At 39.8% G+C, this 19,859-nt stretch carries 19 protein-coding genes and 1 riboswitch; of the genes, 6 read left to right on the top strand and 13 right to left on the bottom strand.

Annotated features, from left to right (window positions below):
* Positions 1-177: 177 nt before the first annotated feature.
* Positions 178-729, bottom strand: a complete 552-nt coding sequence (locus V7K53_RS19160) for a Chromate resistance protein ChrB (protein WP_335199048.1) — start codon at positions 727-729, stop codon at positions 178-180.
* 137 nt (positions 730-866) lie between these two features.
* On the opposite strand from V7K53_RS19160, the gene V7K53_RS19165 reads away from it, so the two are divergent.
* Both V7K53_RS19165 and V7K53_RS19170 read left to right on the top strand, forming a co-directional pair.
* Positions 867-989 (top strand): hypothetical protein, encoded by a 123-nt coding sequence (locus V7K53_RS19165; RefSeq protein ID WP_335199049.1) that lies wholly within the window; start codon positions 867-869, stop codon positions 987-989.
* Between the two features lie 162 nt (positions 990-1,151).
* Positions 1,152-2,348, top strand: coding sequence for an MFS transporter (locus V7K53_RS19170; protein ID WP_335199050.1), 1,197 nt, complete (start codon positions 1,152-1,154; stop codon positions 2,346-2,348).
* Positions 2,349-2,352: 4 nt separating this feature from the next.
* Here the strand turns inward: V7K53_RS19170 and V7K53_RS19175 are convergent, their stop codons facing one another.
* Both V7K53_RS19175 and V7K53_RS19180 read right to left on the bottom strand, forming a co-directional pair.
* Positions 2,353-3,714 (bottom strand): potassium channel family protein, encoded by a 1,362-nt coding sequence (locus tag V7K53_RS19175; RefSeq protein WP_335199051.1) that lies wholly within the window; start codon positions 3,712-3,714, stop codon positions 2,353-2,355.
* An 81-nt stretch (positions 3,715-3,795) separates the two neighbouring features.
* Positions 3,796-4,428, bottom strand: a complete 633-nt coding sequence (locus V7K53_RS19180) for a potassium channel family protein (RefSeq protein WP_335199052.1) — start codon at positions 4,426-4,428, stop codon at positions 3,796-3,798.
* Positions 4,429-4,520: 92 nt separating this feature from the next.
* Positions 4,521-4,604: riboswitch (Fluoride riboswitch) on the top strand.
* Positions 4,605-4,699: 95 nt separating this feature from the next.
* Here V7K53_RS19180 and V7K53_RS19185 point away from each other — a divergent pair.
* Together V7K53_RS19185 and V7K53_RS19190 are read left to right on the top strand one after the other, a co-directional pair.
* Positions 4,700-6,040, top strand: coding sequence for a voltage-gated chloride channel family protein (locus V7K53_RS19185; RefSeq protein WP_335199053.1), 1,341 nt, complete (start codon positions 4,700-4,702; stop codon positions 6,038-6,040).
* A 102-nt stretch (positions 6,041-6,142) separates the two neighbouring features.
* Positions 6,143-6,349, top strand: coding sequence for a hypothetical protein (locus V7K53_RS19190; protein WP_335199054.1), 207 nt, complete (start codon positions 6,143-6,145; stop codon positions 6,347-6,349).
* A gap of 166 nt (positions 6,350-6,515) precedes the next feature.
* On the opposite strand, the gene V7K53_RS19195 is transcribed toward V7K53_RS19190, so the two are convergent.
* The 7 genes from V7K53_RS19195 to V7K53_RS19225 all read right to left on the bottom strand — a co-directional run bounded on the left by V7K53_RS19195 (position 6,516) and on the right by V7K53_RS19225 (position 14,451).
* The gene (locus tag V7K53_RS19195) at positions 6,516-7,256 is read right to left on the bottom strand and encodes a DUF559 domain-containing protein (RefSeq protein WP_335199055.1); all 741 of its coding nucleotides are present in this window, start codon (positions 7,254-7,256) and stop codon (positions 6,516-6,518) included.
* A gap of 133 nt (positions 7,257-7,389) precedes the next feature.
* Positions 7,390-8,031 (bottom strand): Uma2 family endonuclease, encoded by a 642-nt coding sequence (locus tag V7K53_RS19200; RefSeq protein WP_335199056.1) that lies wholly within the window; start codon positions 8,029-8,031, stop codon positions 7,390-7,392.
* A 112-nt stretch (positions 8,032-8,143) separates the two neighbouring features.
* Positions 8,144-9,379, bottom strand: a complete 1,236-nt coding sequence (locus V7K53_RS19205; RefSeq protein ID WP_335199057.1) for an LL-diaminopimelate aminotransferase — start codon at positions 9,377-9,379, stop codon at positions 8,144-8,146.
* A 255-nt stretch (positions 9,380-9,634) separates the two neighbouring features.
* On the bottom strand, positions 9,635-10,990 hold the full coding sequence (locus V7K53_RS19210) for an NAD(P)/FAD-dependent oxidoreductase (protein ID WP_335199060.1): 1,356 nt from the start codon (positions 10,988-10,990) through the stop codon (positions 9,635-9,637).
* Between the two features lie 234 nt (positions 10,991-11,224).
* Complete coding sequence (locus V7K53_RS19215) at positions 11,225-12,145, bottom strand: DUF4349 domain-containing protein (RefSeq protein WP_335199061.1); 921 nt, start codon at positions 12,143-12,145, stop codon at positions 11,225-11,227.
* A 336-nt stretch (positions 12,146-12,481) separates the two neighbouring features.
* Positions 12,482-13,615 carry a restriction endonuclease, SacI family gene (locus V7K53_RS19220; protein ID WP_335199062.1) on the bottom strand — a complete coding sequence of 378 codons (1,134 nt, stop codon included), beginning with the start codon at positions 13,613-13,615 and terminating at the stop codon, positions 12,482-12,484.
* Positions 13,582-14,451, bottom strand: coding sequence for a DNA adenine methylase (locus tag V7K53_RS19225; RefSeq protein ID WP_335199063.1), 870 nt, complete (start codon positions 14,449-14,451; stop codon positions 13,582-13,584). The genes V7K53_RS19220 and V7K53_RS19225 overlap by 34 nt, the downstream gene beginning before the upstream one ends.
* A gap of 519 nt (positions 14,452-14,970) precedes the next feature.
* Between V7K53_RS19225 and V7K53_RS19230 the strand changes: the two genes are divergently transcribed.
* Positions 14,971-15,996 (top strand): tetratricopeptide repeat protein, encoded by a 1,026-nt coding sequence (locus V7K53_RS19230; RefSeq protein ID WP_335199065.1) that lies wholly within the window; start codon positions 14,971-14,973, stop codon positions 15,994-15,996.
* An 89-nt stretch (positions 15,997-16,085) separates the two neighbouring features.
* Here the strand turns inward: V7K53_RS19230 and V7K53_RS19235 are convergent, their stop codons facing one another.
* A complete protein-coding gene (locus V7K53_RS19235) occupies positions 16,086-16,418 on the bottom strand; it encodes a hypothetical protein (protein ID WP_335199066.1) in 333 nt (110 codons plus the stop codon).
* A gap of 487 nt (positions 16,419-16,905) precedes the next feature.
* On the opposite strand from V7K53_RS19235, the gene ilvC reads away from it, so the two are divergent.
* Entirely contained in the window at positions 16,906-17,901 is a 996-nt protein-coding gene (gene ilvC / locus V7K53_RS19240; RefSeq protein WP_193948847.1) for a ketol-acid reductoisomerase, read from the top strand.
* 85 nt (positions 17,902-17,986) lie between these two features.
* Here ilvC and V7K53_RS19245 read toward each other — a convergent pair whose 3' ends face one another.
* Together V7K53_RS19245 and V7K53_RS19250 are read right to left on the bottom strand one after the other, a co-directional pair.
* Positions 17,987-18,469, bottom strand: coding sequence for an SET domain-containing protein (locus tag V7K53_RS19245; RefSeq protein ID WP_335199067.1), 483 nt, complete (start codon positions 18,467-18,469; stop codon positions 17,987-17,989).
* A gap of 367 nt (positions 18,470-18,836) precedes the next feature.
* On the bottom strand, positions 18,837-19,556 hold the full coding sequence (locus V7K53_RS19250; protein ID WP_335199068.1) for a HalD/BesD family halogenase: 720 nt from the start codon (positions 19,554-19,556) through the stop codon (positions 18,837-18,839).
* Positions 19,557-19,859: the final 303 nt, after the last annotated feature.

Below are 19,859 nucleotides of genomic sequence, written 5' to 3' on the forward strand. Positions count from 1 at the left end.
GTACAGAAAACCTATCAAATAAGTACGGTTTTCCTACTTAAGTTTTAGTCATAGAATTAATATCTATAGATAGTAAAAACGCATCTATCTATAGGAATAAATTGTTTATATAGGTAGGAATTACAAGTGTGATGCTTAGATTGAGCTATGCCTAACTATTAGTTGAGATCCATTTACTTATAAAGATTCTGAGTCTATTCCTTGTGCTTGATATATTTGTTGGGAAAATAGCTGAAAATCTAATTCGCAGGCCTTTAAAGCTTCAGTGGCTTGTGAGTATTTTGGGGCATCAAACAAATCGCGATCGCGGATTTTTGGCAACCAAGAACGCAGTTTAGTTAATTCCGCCTCGTTCTCTTCTAATTCTGCAAAAGTGAGGTTACTTATTTTCCGTTCCTCGCTCAATTCGCTATGTAAATCTCGACATTGCCCCAAAAACTCTTGATATTCTTGGTCTGACTGCTGTTGGAAACGCTCTACCAGCATAACGTTTTGCTCAGGTTCGTCAATCCCAATAGTGAATAAATCCGCTTCACCGCCACCTGCTGTAATGTCTGCTTTCAATTCTTTTAAATGGCTCTGCAAGTCTTCTCGCTGTGGTAGCAAACATACCGACTGCTGTAAGTAAAGTGCGCCCAATCCCTTGAGTTTACGCCAAACATATACCCGTTGCGTCGAAGGCTGTGCAGGTACTTTGTACACCAATAGATTCCAAGATTTTCTATCCATAGAGATTTTATAACAAGTGTTGCATTAGATTTAATTTATTGTTAGGTTTATGAATGAAACATCTGTTGCATTTAGAAGAATTTATGAATGTGAACTATATATTTGGCAGCATGGACTGGAGTCCGATTATCTAAAGGATGCAACCTCAGGGTAATTCTCACTTACCTGCATATCCAGGGGATTTGAAAACTGTTTTACTGAATCATGCTGGTTTGGCTCAACATCCTCAAGATGAGAGAGCCTATCAGATGGCGAGATAAATTTCTCAATTGACTACCTTCAGTGATGCAGAAATCACTTATTGGTTCTCAAGAATTATAGAACTGATGTAGTAATACTATTTTCCAAAATCTTTGCAGCAAATAAATCGGCTGTAAGGGTGTACATATCTATCACTATAAGATGTAGCAGAAATAGGTAATATGCAGCTAAAAAATAAATTTGTCCAGACAATTCCTCGGACTGTTTGGGTTTTGGGGCTTGTCAGTTTACTGACAGATATTAGTTCCGAGATGATTAATTCTCTGTTGCCCTTGTTTCTAGTGTCAGTTTTAGGGGCGAATATCTGGACTGTGGGCATCATTGAAGGTATTGCAGAAGCAACAGCTTCAATTTTAAAAGTCTTTTCGGGAGTATTGAGTGATTACTTAGGACATCGTAAAGGATTAGCGGTGTTTGGGTATGGATTATCAACCTTTGTAAAACCTCTATTTGCTATAGCTATTAGTCCAACTGGGGTGTTAATAGCTCGATTTGGCGATCGCATTGGCAAAGGTATCCGGGTAGCACCCCGCGATGCTTTGGTTGCCGATTCCACTAATCCAGAGGTACGCGGTGCAGCTTATGGATTGCGTCAATCCCTCGATACTATCGGAGCATTTTTAGGGCCTTTAGCAGCATTTGCCTTGATGGCTGCTTCCCAAAACAACTTCCGCCTGATTTTTTGGCTAGCACTCATCCCTGGATTCTTCGCAGTGGCTTTATTAGCAGTGGGAGTGCGCGAACCAAAAACAAGTGAAATTCAAGGGAACCGAAGCAACCCTCTGCAATGGGAAGCTTTACGCAGTTTGGGTAAAAGATACTGGGTACTTGTAGCAGTGGCGTTGCTATTCAATTTAGGAAACTCCAGTAATGCTTTTTTGTTGCTGCGAGCTGAACAAACAGGTATTTCAGCCTCATTCATCCCATTGACATTAATGATGATGAACATCACCTATTCATGCAGCGCCTACCCAATAGGAATACTTTCCGATCGCGTGGGTAAATTTGGGCTACTGGTAGGCGGATTTCTCCTATACGCTATAGTGTATCTGGGTTTTGCTTTCGTGCAGACACCTTGGCAAGTCTGGGTATTGTTTGCCCTTTATGGTTTGCATTTGGGTATGAGTAAAGGATTGCTATTGGCGCTAGTGGCAAATAGTATCCCTGCAAATCTGCGCGGCACTGCTTTTGGATTCCTGAATTTGGCTGTAGGATTAGCGCTTTTACCTGCTAGTTTGCTAGCTGGTGGGTTGTGGCAAACACTGGGAGCAGAGGCGACATTTATAACTGGGAGCTTGTTTGCGATCGCTGCTGTCTTATTGCTAGTGATTAATAAAACAAAATATTTACAAATATAAAGCTTCAATCTATATCTTGAACAAATGGTTTCAAGCGGGCTGTAACTCGTAATTTACTAAGCCTTCGTACCAGTAACAAAGCTTGTTGTTTATATAATGCTACTGGCAGCTGTCCAGGCAAATTATGCATTAACTCTCTAGCAGTGCCGATGCTACATCCTGATATTATACTGATTTCATTTGCACCATCAAAAATAGCATCTTGAGCTAGAACTTTTTCGATTTGTACCTGCCAAGTTCGAGGAAACATTTCACCTCGCTCAATCCGCTGGAGGCTATTGCTATTTGCTAAAACAATCAGGCGATCGCCAATAGAAAGTTGTGTATGATCGGCAGGCATTAATTTAACAGGCGATCGCTTGAAACTTTGGTATAAAATTGGCACAACTCCATAACCATAAGCAACCTCAGCCAATAGTAATCCATTCAGTGTATCTCCAGCCTCAATCATATACTCTACTACCAAAATAGTTTGAGTATCGAAGTTAAACAAGCTGAGAATATTTTCTCCAAAAGCCGCAGCAGCAAATACTTCTGCTGAAATAGCAGATGTGCAAATAACTTGAGCATAAGGAAACAACCGCGCTACATTATCACGAAAATATTGGTCATAAGTCCGAATGATCGCACGAGTTGTAGGACTTTTAGCGTATGCCATCAAAGCTATTTCCAAATTCTCCATATCATCGTCCGTAACGACAACGACACTTTTACTATTAGCGAGATTCACCTTTCCTAGAGCATCAGTAATATTATCAATAATCAGAGGTATTTTATTTATAAAATCGGCATTTAGTGCTGTGCTGCTAATACCTACTAAAGGTTGTTTGAATTCTTGTAATAAAGCCGCGACTCGCTGACCAACTCGATTTAATCCAATCAGAACAACATGGTCTTTTTGAGGGATTGATGGCTGATAACTATTGAAAAAATGAAACCTTGAACTTAACAAAGTATCAGTAAGCAACGCATATAAAACTCCAACAAAACCTATACCCGTTAAAGTTAGTACGAGACTAAATAATCGCAACCAGCCTGACATATTTTGCGCTGCCTCTGGTGGCGTTTTAAAATTAACACCGCCAAATATATCTCCGTATCCTCCCAAAAGCAGGACAATAGTAGCATAAAATGCTTCTATTATGTTACTTCCAGGATAATTTAAGATATAGATAATTGTTCCAAAACCCCAAAGAAAAAGTACTGTAACTCCACAGATAATCGCCACTCGTAAACTCTGATAACGAGAAAATGTTCGCGATAAATCTGCCATTTTATATTTAAAATTATTCCAAGCTCTGCCTAATACAATCTCTTGCCATAACTGCTGCCAGTTGTACTTACGCACAGTAGCAAATTGTTTCAAACTTTTAACTTGCTCTGTGACTTCGATATAAATAATCGTATCACCTGGGTGTAATGTCGTTTCTGGTTCCCACTGATGAAATTATTTAGGCAAGGGAGATGAATCATTAGCGTGATTTAATACCCGACGATATAAGGTATTCAGTTCATATATACGCCATTTATTGCCCCAGTTATCACTCATTTTAATCTGACGCTTTACTACTCGAAATTGGCGTTCCTCCAGTTGGAAATATCCGAGATTATCATCTCCAAGGGCTGCAACAGCAAAGCCAGAAGCAGAAATTTGATTTGGCTCAAAGGCAATAAAATTACCAAGAGTTTGGCTTAAAAGTTCATTGAGATTTTGTTTATCAGAACGTACAACCAGGCGAACCTGAGGATTTAAAAGCCTTGCTGCAAACGCAGCTTCTATATTTACCCGTTCATTACCAGTAACTAAAAGCACGGTTCGGCACTGAGAAATATTTGCTTGTTCTAAAATACTGCTTTGACGGCAATCTCCGATTAATAACTGTTCTAATAAACTTGATAAATTTGATACCTGCAAATTTTGAGGTTGTTCTCGATCGATAGCATTGACAATAGCACCATACTCTTTTAAGACTGCAACACAATGCTGACCCAAACTTCCTAGCCCACAAACTAAAAATCGATCTAGTTTTGTTTGAGAATCTTTAATAGACTGAGAATTAGTTTCTGATGATGGCAGCATATAATACCGCCAATGATACACATTATTTACTTATATCGTAGAATACCAAAGATATTGAGCCATAGCAAAAATGGTATTATTAATTTGATTAAACTATCAACGGCGATGGAGCTCGCCAAACCGCCTTTCCAGCGCGATAAACTCTCTTATGGAAGGCTGATGGCTCCTACTTTCCTTGCTAACTGCGGGAGAGTAGGGCTTGGCTAAATGCATTACCTGACTCTCCTGTAGAAAGTATCTGTCTACAAATCGCACCTCAAGGAGTCATGGTATGAAACACTTTCATAAATTTGAACCGTTTATTGCCTTACCCCACCTAATTAAATGGTTGCCCATTTCCTTTGTGGTTGGCATTTTTGCTGGAACTGCTTCTGCGGCTCTTTTAGCATCATTGGAATGGGCAACTGATTGGCGAGAATCGCATCGGTGGATTATCGCCTTGCTTCCCCTTGGCGGCTTCTTAAGTGGTTGGATTTATCATCAATTCGGTCGGACTGTAGAAGCTGGAAATAATCTTTTACTGGAAGAAATTCATAACCCCAAAAATATTATTCCCTTCCGTATGGCTCCTCTAGTTTTAGTAGGAACAGACCTTACCCATTTTTTTGGTGGTTCAGCCGGTCGTGAAGGGACAGCATTACAAATGGGTGCTTCTTTGGCAGACCAGTTAACTAAAATATTACATTTTAAAGGGGCTAATCGGCGAATTTTGTTAACAGCAGGTATCAGTGGGGGATTCGCTTCGGTTTTCGGTACTCCCTTAGCTGGAACCGTATTTGGTCTAGAAGTTTTAGCGATTGGTAAAATTCATTACGATGCTCTTTTTCCTTCTTTGATTGCTGCGATCGTTGGAAATCAAGTCACCTTACTATTAGGTTTAAATCATACAGCATACCGACACGCTCCCTCTATACCGACGCTCACAATTTTGGGATTGATTTCTGCGATTATTGCAGGTGCAATTTTTGGAATTGTAGCGAGATTCTTTGCTAAAGTAACTCACCAAATTAGTCACTTCTTTAAAACCAAGATATCTTATCCTCCAATGCGCCCTTTGATAGGTGGTGCAATAATAGCAGCAATTGTTGGATTAAGTGGTACAACCAAATACATTGGGCTTGGTATCCCAACAATCGTTGATTCCTTCTATACTCAGCTACCTCCTTGGGATTTTGCAGCAAAATTAGGTCTAACTGCTTTAACTTTAGGAGCAGGTTTTAAGGGTGGAGAAGTGACACCTTTGTTTTTTATTGGTGCAACTTTAGGTAATGCTTTATCGCTGCTTTTAGCATTACCTACACCACTCTTAGCAGGAATGGGATTTGTGGGTGTGTTTGCGGGTGCAGCAAATACACCTATAGCATCCACCTTAATGGGAATTGAACTATTTGGTCTGGAATCAGGTGTATTTATTGGTATTGGCTGTATAGTGAGCTATTTATTTTCAGGTCATTCAGGAATTTACTCAGCACAGCGTATTGGGTTGAGTAAATACTCTGCTGTATATTTAGAAGAAGGAGTGACTTTGGCTAATTATGGACGAGAAAAATTGGAGCCAAAAATCGATTTATCTGATGATGGTGAAGAAGAAAGAAGTAATTCTGAGGAATAATGTTTTGATGTAATTAATTGATAGTTGAGAGTTGTTAAGCGATAAGAGGTTTGACAAATAAATAATCATGGATTTGGCAAACTAGTTACCTTTCTAAATCAATTGGAACAAGAGAGAATTAGTTACACCTTAGCCCATCATCGGGATGAAACTATTATGGTGAATGTGGCGGTGACTGGTGAACGATGGAAAGTGGAATTTTTTGAGGATGGTTCGGTTGAGGTAGAACGATTTGTTAGTAGTGGAGAGATTAACGGGGAAGAGGTTTTTAGTGAGTTATTTGCTATGTATTTCAGAGCCAGAAAGTAATTCTGTCAAACTTACCCAAAATGCTAAGTTTACAAACACGACGTGAAGGCGATCGCATTGTATCTACCCTGCAAAATCGAACCTTTAGTGCTAGCATCTTTATTTAAATTATAGGTTAGTTGATTCATGTCAATATTCTTTACCTATTAATTAAACTTACTAATAATCACCTGTTACTATCTAGTAGGTCTAAAAAACGCTTAACTACACAATCTGGCTGCTGTTGACAATCTTTCCAACCAAAGCGCTCGATAAATATTCCGTAGGCCCTTAAAGATTGATCTCGACTACGGTCGCGCTGAATATAGCTTTGCGTATTGTGGTGTGGACCGTCCACTTCCAGGATTCCCCACTTTCCCTGATGACATATTAGGAAATCTGGATAACATTCACCGCGTCCATATCCAAACTTAAATCGCGCTTTGCAGTTTGGAAGGAATAAGACACCTAGTTTATCTAATTCTTTTGCAACTTGGACTTCACTAAGGGATGCAAATTTAAAGCCATTCCAATTTTTTACTTTTTCATCAGAAATGAATGTACCCTGATTATTTCCATCTCTTCCAAGAGCATTTTTCAGCAAATCATCACGCCAATCAGCTTGAATATCTGGAATATTCGATAACTCTATTACAGGAGTTATATACAGCTTATTAACTTCCCATTCATCAAGAGGTAGTATAGCTTCAAAAGCTCGATGAATAGCTTTAGTAATAGAATGTTCTTTATCAAGAAGAATATCATAATTAGGTCGTCGAATTTTAAGTTTTATATCGAACCAGTACAAGGCAGAATCCCATGATAAAAAAGCACAAGATAGTAAAAATATTGCTGCATCGTTTTCTTCTCCATCTATTAGAAACTGTACAACTTTTGCATATTCTTCATTAAAGTTTTGGGGTTCCATAAAAAGTTATAATCATACTCTATTTTATAAAAATACTGTAACTTGAATGTACATTAGCTTAATAGATTTTGACAAGTAATTATTACTAGTGCAATCATAATTAAGTAAAACGATCAAAAAAGCATTGATAATTTTACTTAATCATCGCTTCCAATTCTTCTAAAGCTTGAAAATTTCCTACTTGCCAACTACGTTCCACAGCAGCAGGGATAATTTGAGTAATCGCTATATCTTCAAAATTAGGACTGGTGTTAGATTTTATATATTTCCCCTCTTTGAGCAAATAAATAGAAAGACTCCCGCTATCGTAAACCCATAATTCTGGGACTCGAATCGCTTCATAGGCATCAAGAGTAGTTTTTGATGTCACATCAGTTTCAATGGCTAAATCTGGGGGCGGATCATCAGGTTGTAAGCGGCGATGACCAATCATCTGTTGATAATTCTGAATATAAAAGCAAGCATCAGGTTCAACTCCTGCCACACCTTGCCGTTTAAAGGTGGTGGAACCAAAAGGTTGATATCTGATATCTTTAGCTTTTAGCAATATTTTGACAATATCAGAAATTAAATCTTTGGGAATTTCGTGTTCTGGTAAAGGAGCCATAATTTCTAAAGTACCCTGGCTGTAGGCAATTCGTGTAGTTCTTTTGTCTCCCAATTCTTGTAAAATAGATTCAAATTCTTGCCAGCTAACATCAGGAATAGTCACCGCGCTACCAGGTGCTAATTGCATCTGGCTAACAGCTTTGAAAACAGGGATAGCAGCAGTCATAACCAAAATATCAGTAAGCTGAATCTCAATAATTATCTATTAGGTTGCGGTGGATAATACAGCCCACCGTAACCTTTAGATTAATAGATTGAGTTTAACAAAAGCGATCGCTCTACACCTTAAACTTTTCGGCAATCCGCTTCATCGCCTCTTCGACATTCTCCCGGCTGTTAAACGCCGAAATGCGGAAGTAACCTTCACCCGCGGCACCAAAGCCAGAACCAGGGGTTCCGACAACGTTGACAGTTTGCAGCAGCTTATCAAAGAATTCCCAACTGGATAAACCATTAGGCGTTTTTACCCAGACATAAGGTGCATTCACGCCACCATAAACTGATAATCCAGCGGCTGTGAGTTTTTCACGGATAATTTGGGCGTTTTCGAGATAGAAACTCACCAATCCTTTGATTTGCGCTTGTCCTTCTTCGGAGTAAACCGCTTCGGCTCCTCGTTGGATGATGTAAGAAACACCGTTGAATTTGGTAGACTGGCGACGATTCCAGAGTTTCCATAGTTCGACATTGGAACCATCGGCGGCTTTTGCTGTGAGTGTCTTTGGTACTACGGTTAACGCGCAACGAGTTCCTGTAAAACCTGCGTTCTTGGAGAAAGAACGAAATTCGATCGCAACATCTCTTGCACCTTCAATTTCATAAATTGAGTGAGGAATCGATGGATCGGTAATATAAGCTTCGTAGGCTGCATCAAAGAAAATAATCGAGTTATTAGCTTTGGCATAGTCTACCCATGCTTTGAGATATTCCTTGGTAGCAGTTGCGCCAGTGGGGTTATTGGGAAAGCAGAGATAAATTAAATCGACTTTCTTTGAGGGAATCTCGGCGGTGAAGTTGTTATCAGCCGTAATTGGCAGATAAACTAAACCCTCAAATTCGCCTTTATCATTGGCATCCCCAGTATTTCCCCCCATCACGTTAGTGTCTACATACACAGGGTAAACTGGGTCAGTAACGGCAATTGTGTTGTCATGACCAAAGATTTCCAGAATGTTGCCTGTGTCGCACTTGGAACCATCGGAGATAAAGATTTCGGAAGCATCTATATTGGCTCTCCGTGCTTGGAAATCTTGAGTAGCAATTTTCTCTCGCAACCATGCGTAGCCTTGCTCAGGGCCGTAGCCTTTGAAGGTATTGCGATCGCCCATTTCTTCCACAGCTTTAATCATCGCTGTGCGGCAAGCCTCCGGCAGAGGTTCGGTAACATCGCCAATGCCCAGCCGGATGATTTTAGCATCAGGGTTCGCTTCTGCAAAGGCATTCACCCGTCGAGCAATTTCTGGAAACAGATAACCCGCTTTCAGCTTCAGGTAGTTGTCGTTAATAGTTGCCATTATGTAGATTATGAAAAAACGCCCTCAAACAGCTTACTGCTAATTGATGAGGGCGGGGAGTGGGGAGTCGGGGATGAGGGGAGCATACTTCGACTACGCTCAGTAACCGGGGGAGCAGAGGAGAATAACTACTAACAAATACTTCTCTACGAGAGGCTACGCCAACGACTTCTCTGCGAGACGCTACGCGAACGCGGTAGTTGAGCGCAGTCGAAACTCAGTACAAGTGACTAATGACAAATGACTAATGACAAATTAGACATTTACCGGTTGTTTATTATCGGCTGAATAATTGTTGCGATCGCTAATTACAAATTCCGTGATGGTTTCTTTTCCTGTAATCAATCTTGCTCCGCGATTACGGGTGAAATAGCTCCATGCCCACTGAATCATTACTACTAATTTGTTGTTAAATTCAATTAAGAAGTAGATGTGAATAAATAGCCAAAACAGCCATGCAACGAAACCTTTCAGCTTGGTAAAGCCCAAATCTACCACAGCAGAATTGTGCCCAATCATTGCTAAACTACCATGATCGGTATAAGCAAAGGGTGGTAAACTGTTACCTGCAAGCCGCTTTTGGACTAGTGCTGCTACATATTCACCTTCTTGCTTCGCTACAGGTGCAACACCAGGTAGCGGTTTACCATTTTGATGAGAAAAATTTGCTAAGTCGCCAACTACAAAAATATTGGGATGTCCCTTAATACTCAAGTCAGGTTCGACGATAATCCGTCCAGCGCGATCGCACTCTGCACCTGTGTGTTCTGCTAACACTTTTCCCATTGCGGAAGCTTTTACACCTGCTGCCCATAATACCGTTTTTGAGGCAATTTCTTTAACTTCATCGCCTTGTTTGAGGGTAACAACATCATTTTCAATATTTGTTACCAATGTTTTTGTCTGGACAACCACCCCTAAGCGCGTCAAGGATGCTTCCGCTTCTTGTGATAACTCTGGTGCAAAGGGTGGCAAAATCCGATCTAGCCCTTCTAATAGCAAAATCTTGGCTTCTGATGTGTCGATGTTGCGGAAATCTTCTTTGAGAGTTTGGTTTGCCAATTCGGCGATCGCACCAGCTAACTCTACACCTGTAGGGCCACCACCCACAATTACAAAAGTTAACCAAGCACGGCGTTTTTCTGGATCGGTTTCATTTTCTGCGGCTTCAAAGGCTGAAAAAATCCGGCTACGCATTTCTATGGCATCTTCCACTGTCTTCAAGCCTGGGGCGAATTCTTCCCAGTTGTCTTTGCCAAAGTAGGAATGCTTTGCACCTGTGGCGACAATTAACGTATCGTAAGCTATTGCTTCGTCGCCCACCATCACCTTTTGCGCTTCTGGATCGATATTATTCACCTCTCCCAGCAGCACTTTCGTATTCTTGCTCTTGCTGAGGACAGAACGCAATGGTGAGGAGATATCAGCAGGAGATAGCGCACCTGTGGCGACTTGATATAAAAGGGGTTGAAATAGATGAAAGTTACGTTTATCAATCAGAGTAACGTTTACCGCCGCTTTGGCGAGTGTTTTTGCTGCATAAAGTCCACCAAAGCCACCGCCAACAATAACTACTTGATGGGGTGGATTATTGTCAAGTGAATTTACCATAAGAAATGTTATCGTGTATGCCGACTATTGTAACTATTCTTAACAGATTTGTATCAAAATTGTCATCATATATTTTGTATTGCTCTTTACATTTAAAAAAGTATTAAAGTAATCGAGACTACAGGATAAACAAAATTGTTTAAGAGAAAGGTACAGACAATAAGAGTTTGAAATATTTCAATCCCTGTTTATCTGTGTAGATTTATCAAAGGTAGATGTAGAATTTATGCAAGTTTAGTCAGAAATAGTTGACTCTGGTGTTTGTGTCAAACGTGGTGAATGAGTTCGCCGCCAACGCCTAAAGCCATAGACAAGAGCAACAAAAATTAACAAATAGGGGCTGTAAACAATTAACCAAATACCCAGTTTAAGTAAGCCAACGGAAAATGCACTCAAAGAATGGGTAGAGTTATTCCAAGTTTCCTGAACTTGCAAACCTAAGGCAGGTTGGGGACTGGTACTAGAAACTGCTGCTTCTAGGTTCAGCGTAATGGTGGAATAAGCAACTTGATTTTGTAAGCTTTTTAGTTGGGCATCAATTTGTTCTATTGTTTGTCGGACATTACTCAGTTCTTGGGCAACACTAAGCACATCTCTTACAGAACCAGCCCGATCCATAATTTTTTGCAAATTGGCTTCAGTCTTTTGCAAATTAGTTAATCTAGCTTGGAAATCTACGAGGCGATCGCCTACATCTTCGGCAGTGATATTACGACTCTCTACAGTGCCCAATTTAGCTAGTTGTTCTAGGGTAGGTTCTAGCCGATTCTCTGGTATCCGCAATTGAATTGTTGCTGTGTAACGCGGGTTGTCCTTTTTGGGTTGTTGTTGTTTCAGCCCGATTAAATCCCCTTGCTGTTGATTGATAATTTGCGAAACAGCATCAACAGTCTGATCTACAGAGTTGACAGTCAAAGAGATTGCTGCCTTTTTAATGAGTTGTGGACGAGAACGCGCTATTGGTGTAGCTTCCGCATTTTGAGAAATACTATTTTCACGAGCAGATAATTGATTTACCGCGCCATTGGTTGCAATTTGAGGTGCAGACTTATTTGTTGATCGATCCGAAGAGGCGCAACTGGTGAAAATCACCCCTCCTAATAATGCACTTATAAACAAAGCAGATGTACGCGGGAATTTAGTCGAAGTATACATAATCTACCCCCAGATAGATGAAGTTAACCCCAGTATTACTGAAGAAAAACTCAAAGCCTGGATTGTTGCGATTTATGTAACAGGGTTAGTCATTTTTTTTTACAGAGAATGAAAATTCATCTTGATGAGATATCTCAAAAATATTATTAGCAAGTCATTTGACGATTATTTCAAAAAATATCTGCAACAAGTCTGTTTGCCACTAGGGTCGTATAATTGCTTTCTGGTAGTTGATATTTTTGAAATTGTTTGATTTTGAAAACAAGTTGGATCTGCGATCGCTGCTTGCAAATCTGCCTTTATACCAATTCAAAATAGCCTACGGTATCTTGTAGGTCACAATTCCCTGGCACTTTCAGCAGCCTGTCTCAATGCCAAAAAAGCTTCTTTTAGAGGTTGGCTAACAGCACTGTCTGGTTCTGTTAGCACTAGCTGTTGGTAGGCTGACAAAAATTGCGATCGCAATCGATGGAACAAATGCAGAAAGTGACGTACAAAGCTGATACAATCCAAAACCACAATCTCTATGCCATCTGTACGGTCGTACATACTTGAGGCATATTCCTGAATACCTTCTTCTATCGCATCCGTCGTGATAAAAATATAGTTGTCAACCCGCTTGCCTGTGCTGTTTATTTTTTGCAAAGCACGGTCAATATCTACTAAGGTGATGCGTCGGGTCTTCATTTCATAGCTGGTAATCACCTTCTCATCATCAACTAAAGTAATTTCCAAATCTCCCAAAGCTCCAGTCTGCTCGTCTGCTGCATTGTGCGATTCTAGAGGTAAAAAACGCTCCCCAATATATTGTTCTGCTACTTTATAGGCAGCAGCAACAATTCGTACAGGAAGACGGCTTGAACCTCGGCAAGCCAAATGTTGTTTCAAAAGTGTGATAATTTCCTCTGCTGACAAAGGTATTGCGTCTTCCGACTTTTTCAGGTCTGCTAGTAGTGTTTCCATACGCTGCCGCTTCTCGTTCCGAGCGATAATTAGACAGCGAATGGTTTGGGTTAGTAATTCTTCAGCAGTTATCCTGCCTTGATGAACATCATCAAGTAATTGCAGAGCAGCTTCATAGAGTTTGGGCGGTCGTCCCACCAGATTGACTGCTGGGGTTAAGGTGATGTTACGGTTCCGCAGGGCAGGGGTGAGGAACGCGGTAGTGGGATTGCAAGGCAACTCATGCTGGTTAATGAATGCTGTGATGTAACTTTCATCGTAGTAGCGTCCAGAGTAAGCATCTGGTGTGCCTATTTCGGTGTAAGGCTTGCGGATATCAACATTCCCACGGTGAATTGCTGCCAAAGAGCAGGCCAGCAACAAACGAACTACAGCACGATTGCCTACATAGCGCGATACATAGTCAATTTTTTCGGCAATGCTGGGGTTGGTGACAATCGGTTGGACTATCGATGCTTCAGCTTTTTGTAAGGCTACATCAAGGATAGCTGCTGGGGTTGTGGACATGGAGCGATTTCTTCAACAGTAAGTGTGGAGGCTTGCGGGTCATAATTTAGCCAAAGTACTTCTTGCCGTAACTGCTTGATGGAATGGCAGTGTTTCACGGGCGCTTTAATGCAGTTCCAGTCACCGTAAAGTTCCTGCATCAACGAACAATCATAGCCTGAAAGGGCAACTTTACCTTTAACTGAACGCAAAACATCCGCTAGCTGCCGATGCTGGTCGTCGGTCATTTCATAAGCGTAAGCCTTGCTATCCCCACGGGAATCGTGCGGGTAGGGAGGGTCACAGTAAAATAATGTTTCTGGACTATCGTAGCGTCGAATAATATCAATTGCTCGGTCGTTCTCAATTTGCACGCGTAGCAACCGTTGCACGATTTCGGGCAGATCCTCAACACTACCAAGCCACCGGGAAACTGCACCAGCCATTCCAGCGCGGCTAGTAAGTTTGCAGTGCGCCCATCGTCCAACACTGGCGGTTTGTGCCAAGCCCGTCCTCACTTGTCGCGCCCGGACGAAAAATCGTCTAGCCCTTTCCAGGTCTGACAAACTCTCTTCCTCTTTAGCTATAGCAGTCCGAAATTCTTCACGCGAAAATGGGGTTAACCCAATCGCCTCGATGAGTTGGTCTTTTTGGTCGCGTAGTACGCGAAAAAAGTTGACTACCTGGCCATCAATATCATTGTAGGTTTCCACAGGTGAAGGCTCCCGGTTCAACAACACGGCTGCTGAACCGCCGAATGGTTCGCAGTAGTGGGTCGTTTTTGACAACAAGGGTAAAAGCCAGTCTAAATGACTGTACTTGCCGCCATACCAACCAAATGCAATTTTCTTTGCCATGAAAGCCCACCTCAAAGGGATTGCTTTACCCGAAACCAAGGATAAGGGTAAAACGCAATTTATTATATAGTGTTGAGAAATAAAGTATAAACAAACAAGAATACTTACATTATTTTTTCAGAGAATAATCTGCCATTCTTTTTCAGTAAGGCGATCGCCAACAGTATTAGATACGTGTAATTTCCGGGAAAATAGTCTGTAAAAGCTTATCCTGTCTGAGTTTTATACCAGCCGGAGTAGAACGGAGCATCTCTAGAAGCTAATAAAATTATTCCAGATAATAGCAGTGAGTTCCATATTCTTGACTTCGGAGGTGGTACGCTCACATTCTCAAGCTAGCAAGTAGGCAAGCAACCAAAAGCCATTGAACAAACTTCAGGTAGCGGTAACGGGATGAAAGCAATCATGAGCGCTTGATTATCGCCCTAGCGCGTATAGATACAGGTAGTATTCAGTTCAAAAAAGAGGGAATACTAAACCTAAGTGAAAGGTTACTACTTAACAATTGGATTTTTTGAAATGGATTGGTTATTAAAAGATATAGCTAAAAGCCTAGTAAAAGGTATATCTGTGGAGTACCTCCTAAATCGTGCTGGTACTAAGAGCCAACAACATGATTATAAAGGAGCGATTGAAGATTGCAACCAGATTTTAAGTATCAATCCTAATAATGCTGATGCTTACTGTTTACGTGGTCTAATCCTAGCTAATTTAAGGCAGGATCAATCTGCAATTCAGGACTATACACAGGCTTTACGTATTAACCCAAATTTGGCAGCCGCCTATTTTAACAGAGGAATTTCTCGCACAGAAATAAGAGATTATCAAGGGGCTATCGAAGATTATAATCAATCAATAAATATTAATCCAAATACAGCATTTATATATTCAAAAAGAGGATTGAGTTTCCTAAGTATAGGAGATTACAAAAATGCTATTCAAGATTTTCAGCAAGCACTTTTGCTAGAGCCAAAACTCCCTTCAGCTTATTACGGGAAAGCTTTATTTTATTTATACACTAAAATATATTCAGAAGCAATTGTAAATTTTAATCTTGCTATTGAATTATACCCTAACTATATAGATGCTTTTTGCAATAGAGGTCTGGCGTATGGTGCTATGGGAAATTATGTGCTGGCAATTGAAGATTTTAATCGAACTTTACAATTAAATCCAAACTATTATGGTGCTTATTATGGTACAGGTGTGGTCAAAATGTATCAAAACCAATTTAAAGAAGCGATAATTAAATTTAATAAATGTATTGAAATTAATCCTTTGCATGTATCTTCTTATTTCTATAGAGGATATATTTATGAATTAGGCAGTTATTATAATAAAGCGCTTGAGAATTACAGTGCTGCAATTAAAATTGATGCTTTTCATAAAGAAGCTCATGAAAAACAAGGTTTTATTAGAATTAAAGTTGGCGATTTAGAAGGTGGTATTCAAGATTTGAAACTAGCCGCTAATATTTATTTAAAGCAAGGGAATGTGGACGATTATCAAAGAATATTAAATAATATTAGAGAGTTAGAAATTTAGATTTTTTCAAAGCTCAAGTTTTCTGAGGTATTAAGATAAACCCCTATCATCCTTGAGTGATTAGGGGTTTTAGTTTAACTATTACTTAGTCAAACACGACGATTTAGTACTAAATCTTCTCTAACTCCTGATTGAAAGTGATTAATTGCAGCTTGAAGCACATTCACATTTATGGGGTTATCAATTGGTACACAAGCATACACCAGATAAATCTTTACAGCAACGAGAGAATTTTTGTTTAACACACCAACAAAAACCATTCTGCCAAAATCTTCTCTTTTAATACAAATCTCGTAATTTTGAGAATTAAATATATTAGCTAATGCTTGAAAGCATGGCAAATATTGCATTTCTTCGTGGTCGAGAATTTGTAGATTATGGGGATTGTAAATTTTCCCATTTACAGCAGAGTAAGTCACCATAACTCCTTAGACATTCATTTTTTAGGAATATATAATTATACATAAATAATTACGTATTTAGTACATTAGTTCTAAAAAACGTAAAAGCAAGGAACCACAACCGAACAAGGAAGTTACTCAGCATTGCCTGCTGAAAACTTTTACTACATTAGGGTGTCGAAGGTGGGTTATAAATTATCAAAAACGATCAACTTTTTTAGACTTGAACAAAAGTGTATCACAGGCTACTATTATTTGGCGATCGCTACGCCCGCCGAACGCGAGTGCATCTCGTAGAGAAGGCATCGCAAAACTTTTCGATCTACTGAAACTGAGTAACTTTACTTGCTTGAGATAAAGAAGTTAGGCGATTATTGCCTTCGTAAACACTCCCCCTGAGTTCAAACAGATAAATAGAATGATTGACAGTTCATCTGTGTTACTCAATTTGGGGTACAATCGTAAGCCTGCGAATTAATGACGATGCTTGCTGACAGGAGATGCTTCTATGGCCCGGATGTATTATGACGAAGATGCCAATTTAGACCTTTTGGCTGGAAAAACTATTGCTATTATCGGCTATGGTTCTCAAGGTCATGCCCACGCTCTCAATCTCAAAGATAGTGGTTTGAATGTGATTGTGGGACTATATCCGGGTAGTAAGTCAGTTGCAAAAGCTGAAGCAGCTGGTTTAACTGTGAAAAATGTTGCAGATGCCGCTAATGCTGCTGACTTCATTATGATTTTGTTACCTGATGAAGTTCAAAAAACGATTTACAAAAACGAGATTGAACCCAATCTCGAAGAAGGGAATGTTTTAGCTTTTGCCCACGGTTTCAATATTCACTTTGGGCAAGTTGTACCACCGGCTAACGTCGATGTGGTGATGGTAGCACCAAAAGGGCCGGGGCATTTGGTACGGCGGACTTATGAAGGTGGTGAAGGTGTACCAGCGCTGTTTGCAGTTTATCAAGATGCTAGTGGTCAGGCACGCGATCGCGCCATGTCTTATGCTAAAGGTATTGGTGGTACTCGCGCTGGTGTTCTCGAAACGACTTTCCGCGAAGAAACGGAAACAGATTTATTTGGCGAACAAGCAGTATTATGCGGTGGTTTGAGTGCTTTAATCAAAGCCGGATTTGAAACTTTGGTAGAAGCTGGTTATCAACCAGAATTGGCTTATTTTGAATGTCTGCATGAAGTTAAGTTGATTGTTGACTTGGTTGTGGAAGGTGGTTTAGCCAAAATGCGCGACAGCATTTCTAACACAGCTGAATATGGCGATTATACCCGTGGGCCGCGGATTGTCACCGAACAAACCAAAGCTGAAATGCAGAAGATTCTCAGCGAAATTCAATCTGGACAATTTGCACGAGAATTCGTTCTCGAAAACCAAGCTGGTAAACCAGGATTTACCGCCATGCGTCGCAAAGAAGCTGAACATAAAATTGAGGAAGTCGGTAAAGATTTACGGGCTATGTTTAGCTGGTTGAAAAAGGCTTAAGCAAAAGAATGTAGAGACGTAGCAGTGCTACGTCTCTATAAGGGTTATGGTTACAGCATATTTAATTTTTGGAGATGTCTAAACATCATTTGCTTTGAGTTTTGAGATAATCTGCAATGTACTCCTCGTAAGTATCACGCAACATTTGTTCGCGGAATTTGAATCCTAATGTTTTCCCTCGACAAGATAAAGATCCGCATAAGCACCGGGAAACAGCAATTGATTCATATTCAGTGGTTTCGTAGTCCCAGGTAATCTCCTCACCTGCTTCTATATCGCACAAAGCAACGAAATCATATCCCCCAAACTGATTGTTTCTTACCCCAGTATTTGGGGAGCAAGAATGGTTAATGACGACAGCAGGCTCATCTAGATTGACATACAAATTAAAATCCATTTGAAAGGAATAAATTGTTCGTTCGGGAACTTCTTCAATTGGGATACCCACCACGACACTTTCCCCTTGGGCAAATTTTTTGCTAGCAAATACTCCTCGTCCTTTTGCTGTTTTCTGAATCGTGATATGGGAATTGATCTTTGCAGATGAAATCGACTCTAGTATATTCATAGATAAAGACCCAGTAGATTTAAATTGATTAGGATTTCAAACTTTAAAATTGGCTTAGTTGCAGTTCGCTTGACTAAAACTAGCCCTTTCAAGGTGAATAAAAATTTTCGCAAATAGATTCGTTTTCAACCTCTTATTTCTGTATTCTCTGTGGCTCTGTGATTAAATAAATAAGTTACTGAGCGCTCCAGACGCAGAGATAACGGAGAAAAAAGAGATTTTATTAGTCACCTTGAAAGGGGTATTTATTAGAACTTACACATTGATAGAAAATTGAGTATGTGTATTCAAACACCAGTTGTTTAAAGTGTTCCAAAATGAAGTTACAAGCCACTTGAAGAGAGAAATTTCTGGTCTATTGACATAGTTAACCGTAAAGAGGTTGACTAGAGTAAGAAATATCAATATTTATTGTTTCATCATCTGCGTAAGTCAAGATTAGGTTAGTTCGCTTGACTTCTTCCAAAAGAGGCAAAACTCGATGAACAGATTTGTTCGTTTTCATAAAGTAGCAATCTCCAACATTATGCCCAACCCGTTTAGCAAATGGTGTATCGAGATCGCTAATTTCCATACTGTGGGGAACAAACTCCAGGCATCCTCCAGTCCCTTCTGGTGGGGTTTCTATAAAAATAGCAAAAGCAAAAGCGTAGGTATCGAGATGTCCTCCATGAACATCTCCAATTTTGTCAAGCCTATGGATTACATGCCTATCAAAAGGATCTGGTACTAGATGAACTGGAGTTCCCGCAATACCACAGAGAAACTCAATTAGCTGAGAATCACGGTACAAAGCCGGAATAAGTTGTGAGTGTTCAGCAACGACAACTCCCGAAACAGTACTAAGATGTCTAGGAGTATTTTGCTCATGTTTCATATTGAAGTCTCTTCTTCGAGAATGCTGCTCAAATATTCTGAGAACTTCTGCTTTCAAAATTGCAAATGAATCATCATTGAAAAACAACGGCAATTTTACATAACAGTTGAGAGCAAACTCTTCGTGTAATAAAGCTCCAGTTTCTCGGTTCAGACGAGAATATTTAGTAGCATTGAAAAAATTGGCAGTGTTATGATACACAATATTCACTACAAAATCATGATAAATTTAAGCATCAAAATTATTTATTTAAGTAATAGCATTGATGCTTGTGGTCAAAGTAAAATCCAGACTTTAGCTAATTTAATTACTCCAAAACTTGGCTAATATAATTAATAAACTGCATATGAAGCATCTTTTTATGTAAGTAGTAAGATGTTTTTAACAGTTCAAATCTTTTATCTATTATCTAATAACTAACTGAAAGAAGTCAAGCACGTTTTCATAAAAATTTCTCAGCAATTACGTATTGACAAATGCATGATTATGTTTGTCAAATACCTATTTAGCTAA

The sequence above is a fragment of the Nostoc sp. genome (assembly GCF_036917355.1).
GTDB lineage: Bacteria > Cyanobacteriota > Cyanobacteriia > Cyanobacteriales > Nostocaceae > Nostoc.

What these genes read in the sequence shown, in the direction of transcription:
- V7K53_RS19200 (WP_335199056.1), bottom strand. Translation starts at nt 8,031, where the DNA reads ATGACTGCTGCTATCCCTGTTTTCAAAGCTGTTAGCCAGATGCAATTA.
- V7K53_RS19170 (WP_335199050.1), top strand. Translation starts at nt 1,152, where the DNA reads ATGCAGCTAAAAAATAAATTTGTCCAGACAATTCCTCGGACTGTTTGG.
- V7K53_RS19215 (WP_335199061.1), bottom strand. Translation starts at nt 12,145, where the DNA reads ATGTATACTTCGACTAAATTCCCGCGTACATCTGCTTTGTTTATAAGT.
- V7K53_RS19220 (WP_335199062.1), bottom strand. Translation starts at nt 13,615, where the DNA reads ATGTCCACAACCCCAGCAGCTATCCTTGATGTAGCCTTACAAAAAGCT.
- V7K53_RS19235 (WP_335199066.1), bottom strand. Translation starts at nt 16,418, where the DNA reads ATGGTGACTTACTCTGCTGTAAATGGGAAAATTTACAATCCCCATAAT.
- V7K53_RS19205 (WP_335199057.1), bottom strand. Translation starts at nt 9,379, where the DNA reads ATGGCAACTATTAACGACAACTACCTGAAGCTGAAAGCGGGTTATCTG.
- V7K53_RS19225 (WP_335199063.1), bottom strand. Translation starts at nt 14,451, where the DNA reads ATGGCAAAGAAAATTGCATTTGGTTGGTATGGCGGCAAGTACAGTCAT.
- ilvC (WP_193948847.1), top strand. Translation starts at nt 16,906, where the DNA reads ATGGCCCGGATGTATTATGACGAAGATGCCAATTTAGACCTTTTGGCT.
- V7K53_RS19230 (WP_335199065.1), top strand. Translation starts at nt 14,971, where the DNA reads ATGGATTGGTTATTAAAAGATATAGCTAAAAGCCTAGTAAAAGGTATA.
- V7K53_RS19165 (WP_335199049.1), top strand. Translation starts at nt 867, where the DNA reads ATGCAACCTCAGGGTAATTCTCACTTACCTGCATATCCAGGGGATTTG.
- V7K53_RS19195 (WP_335199055.1), bottom strand. Translation starts at nt 7,256, where the DNA reads ATGGAACCCCAAAACTTTAATGAAGAATATGCAAAAGTTGTACAGTTT.
- V7K53_RS19245 (WP_335199067.1), bottom strand. Translation starts at nt 18,469, where the DNA reads ATGAATATACTAGAGTCGATTTCATCTGCAAAGATCAATTCCCATATC.
- V7K53_RS19210 (WP_335199060.1), bottom strand. Translation starts at nt 10,990, where the DNA reads ATGGTAAATTCACTTGACAATAATCCACCCCATCAAGTAGTTATTGTT.
- V7K53_RS19160 (WP_335199048.1), bottom strand. Translation starts at nt 729, where the DNA reads ATGGATAGAAAATCTTGGAATCTATTGGTGTACAAAGTACCTGCACAG.
- V7K53_RS19185 (WP_335199053.1), top strand. Translation starts at nt 4,700, where the DNA reads ATGAAACACTTTCATAAATTTGAACCGTTTATTGCCTTACCCCACCTA.
- V7K53_RS19180 (WP_335199052.1), bottom strand. Translation starts at nt 4,428, where the DNA reads ATGCTGCCATCATCAGAAACTAATTCTCAGTCTATTAAAGATTCTCAA.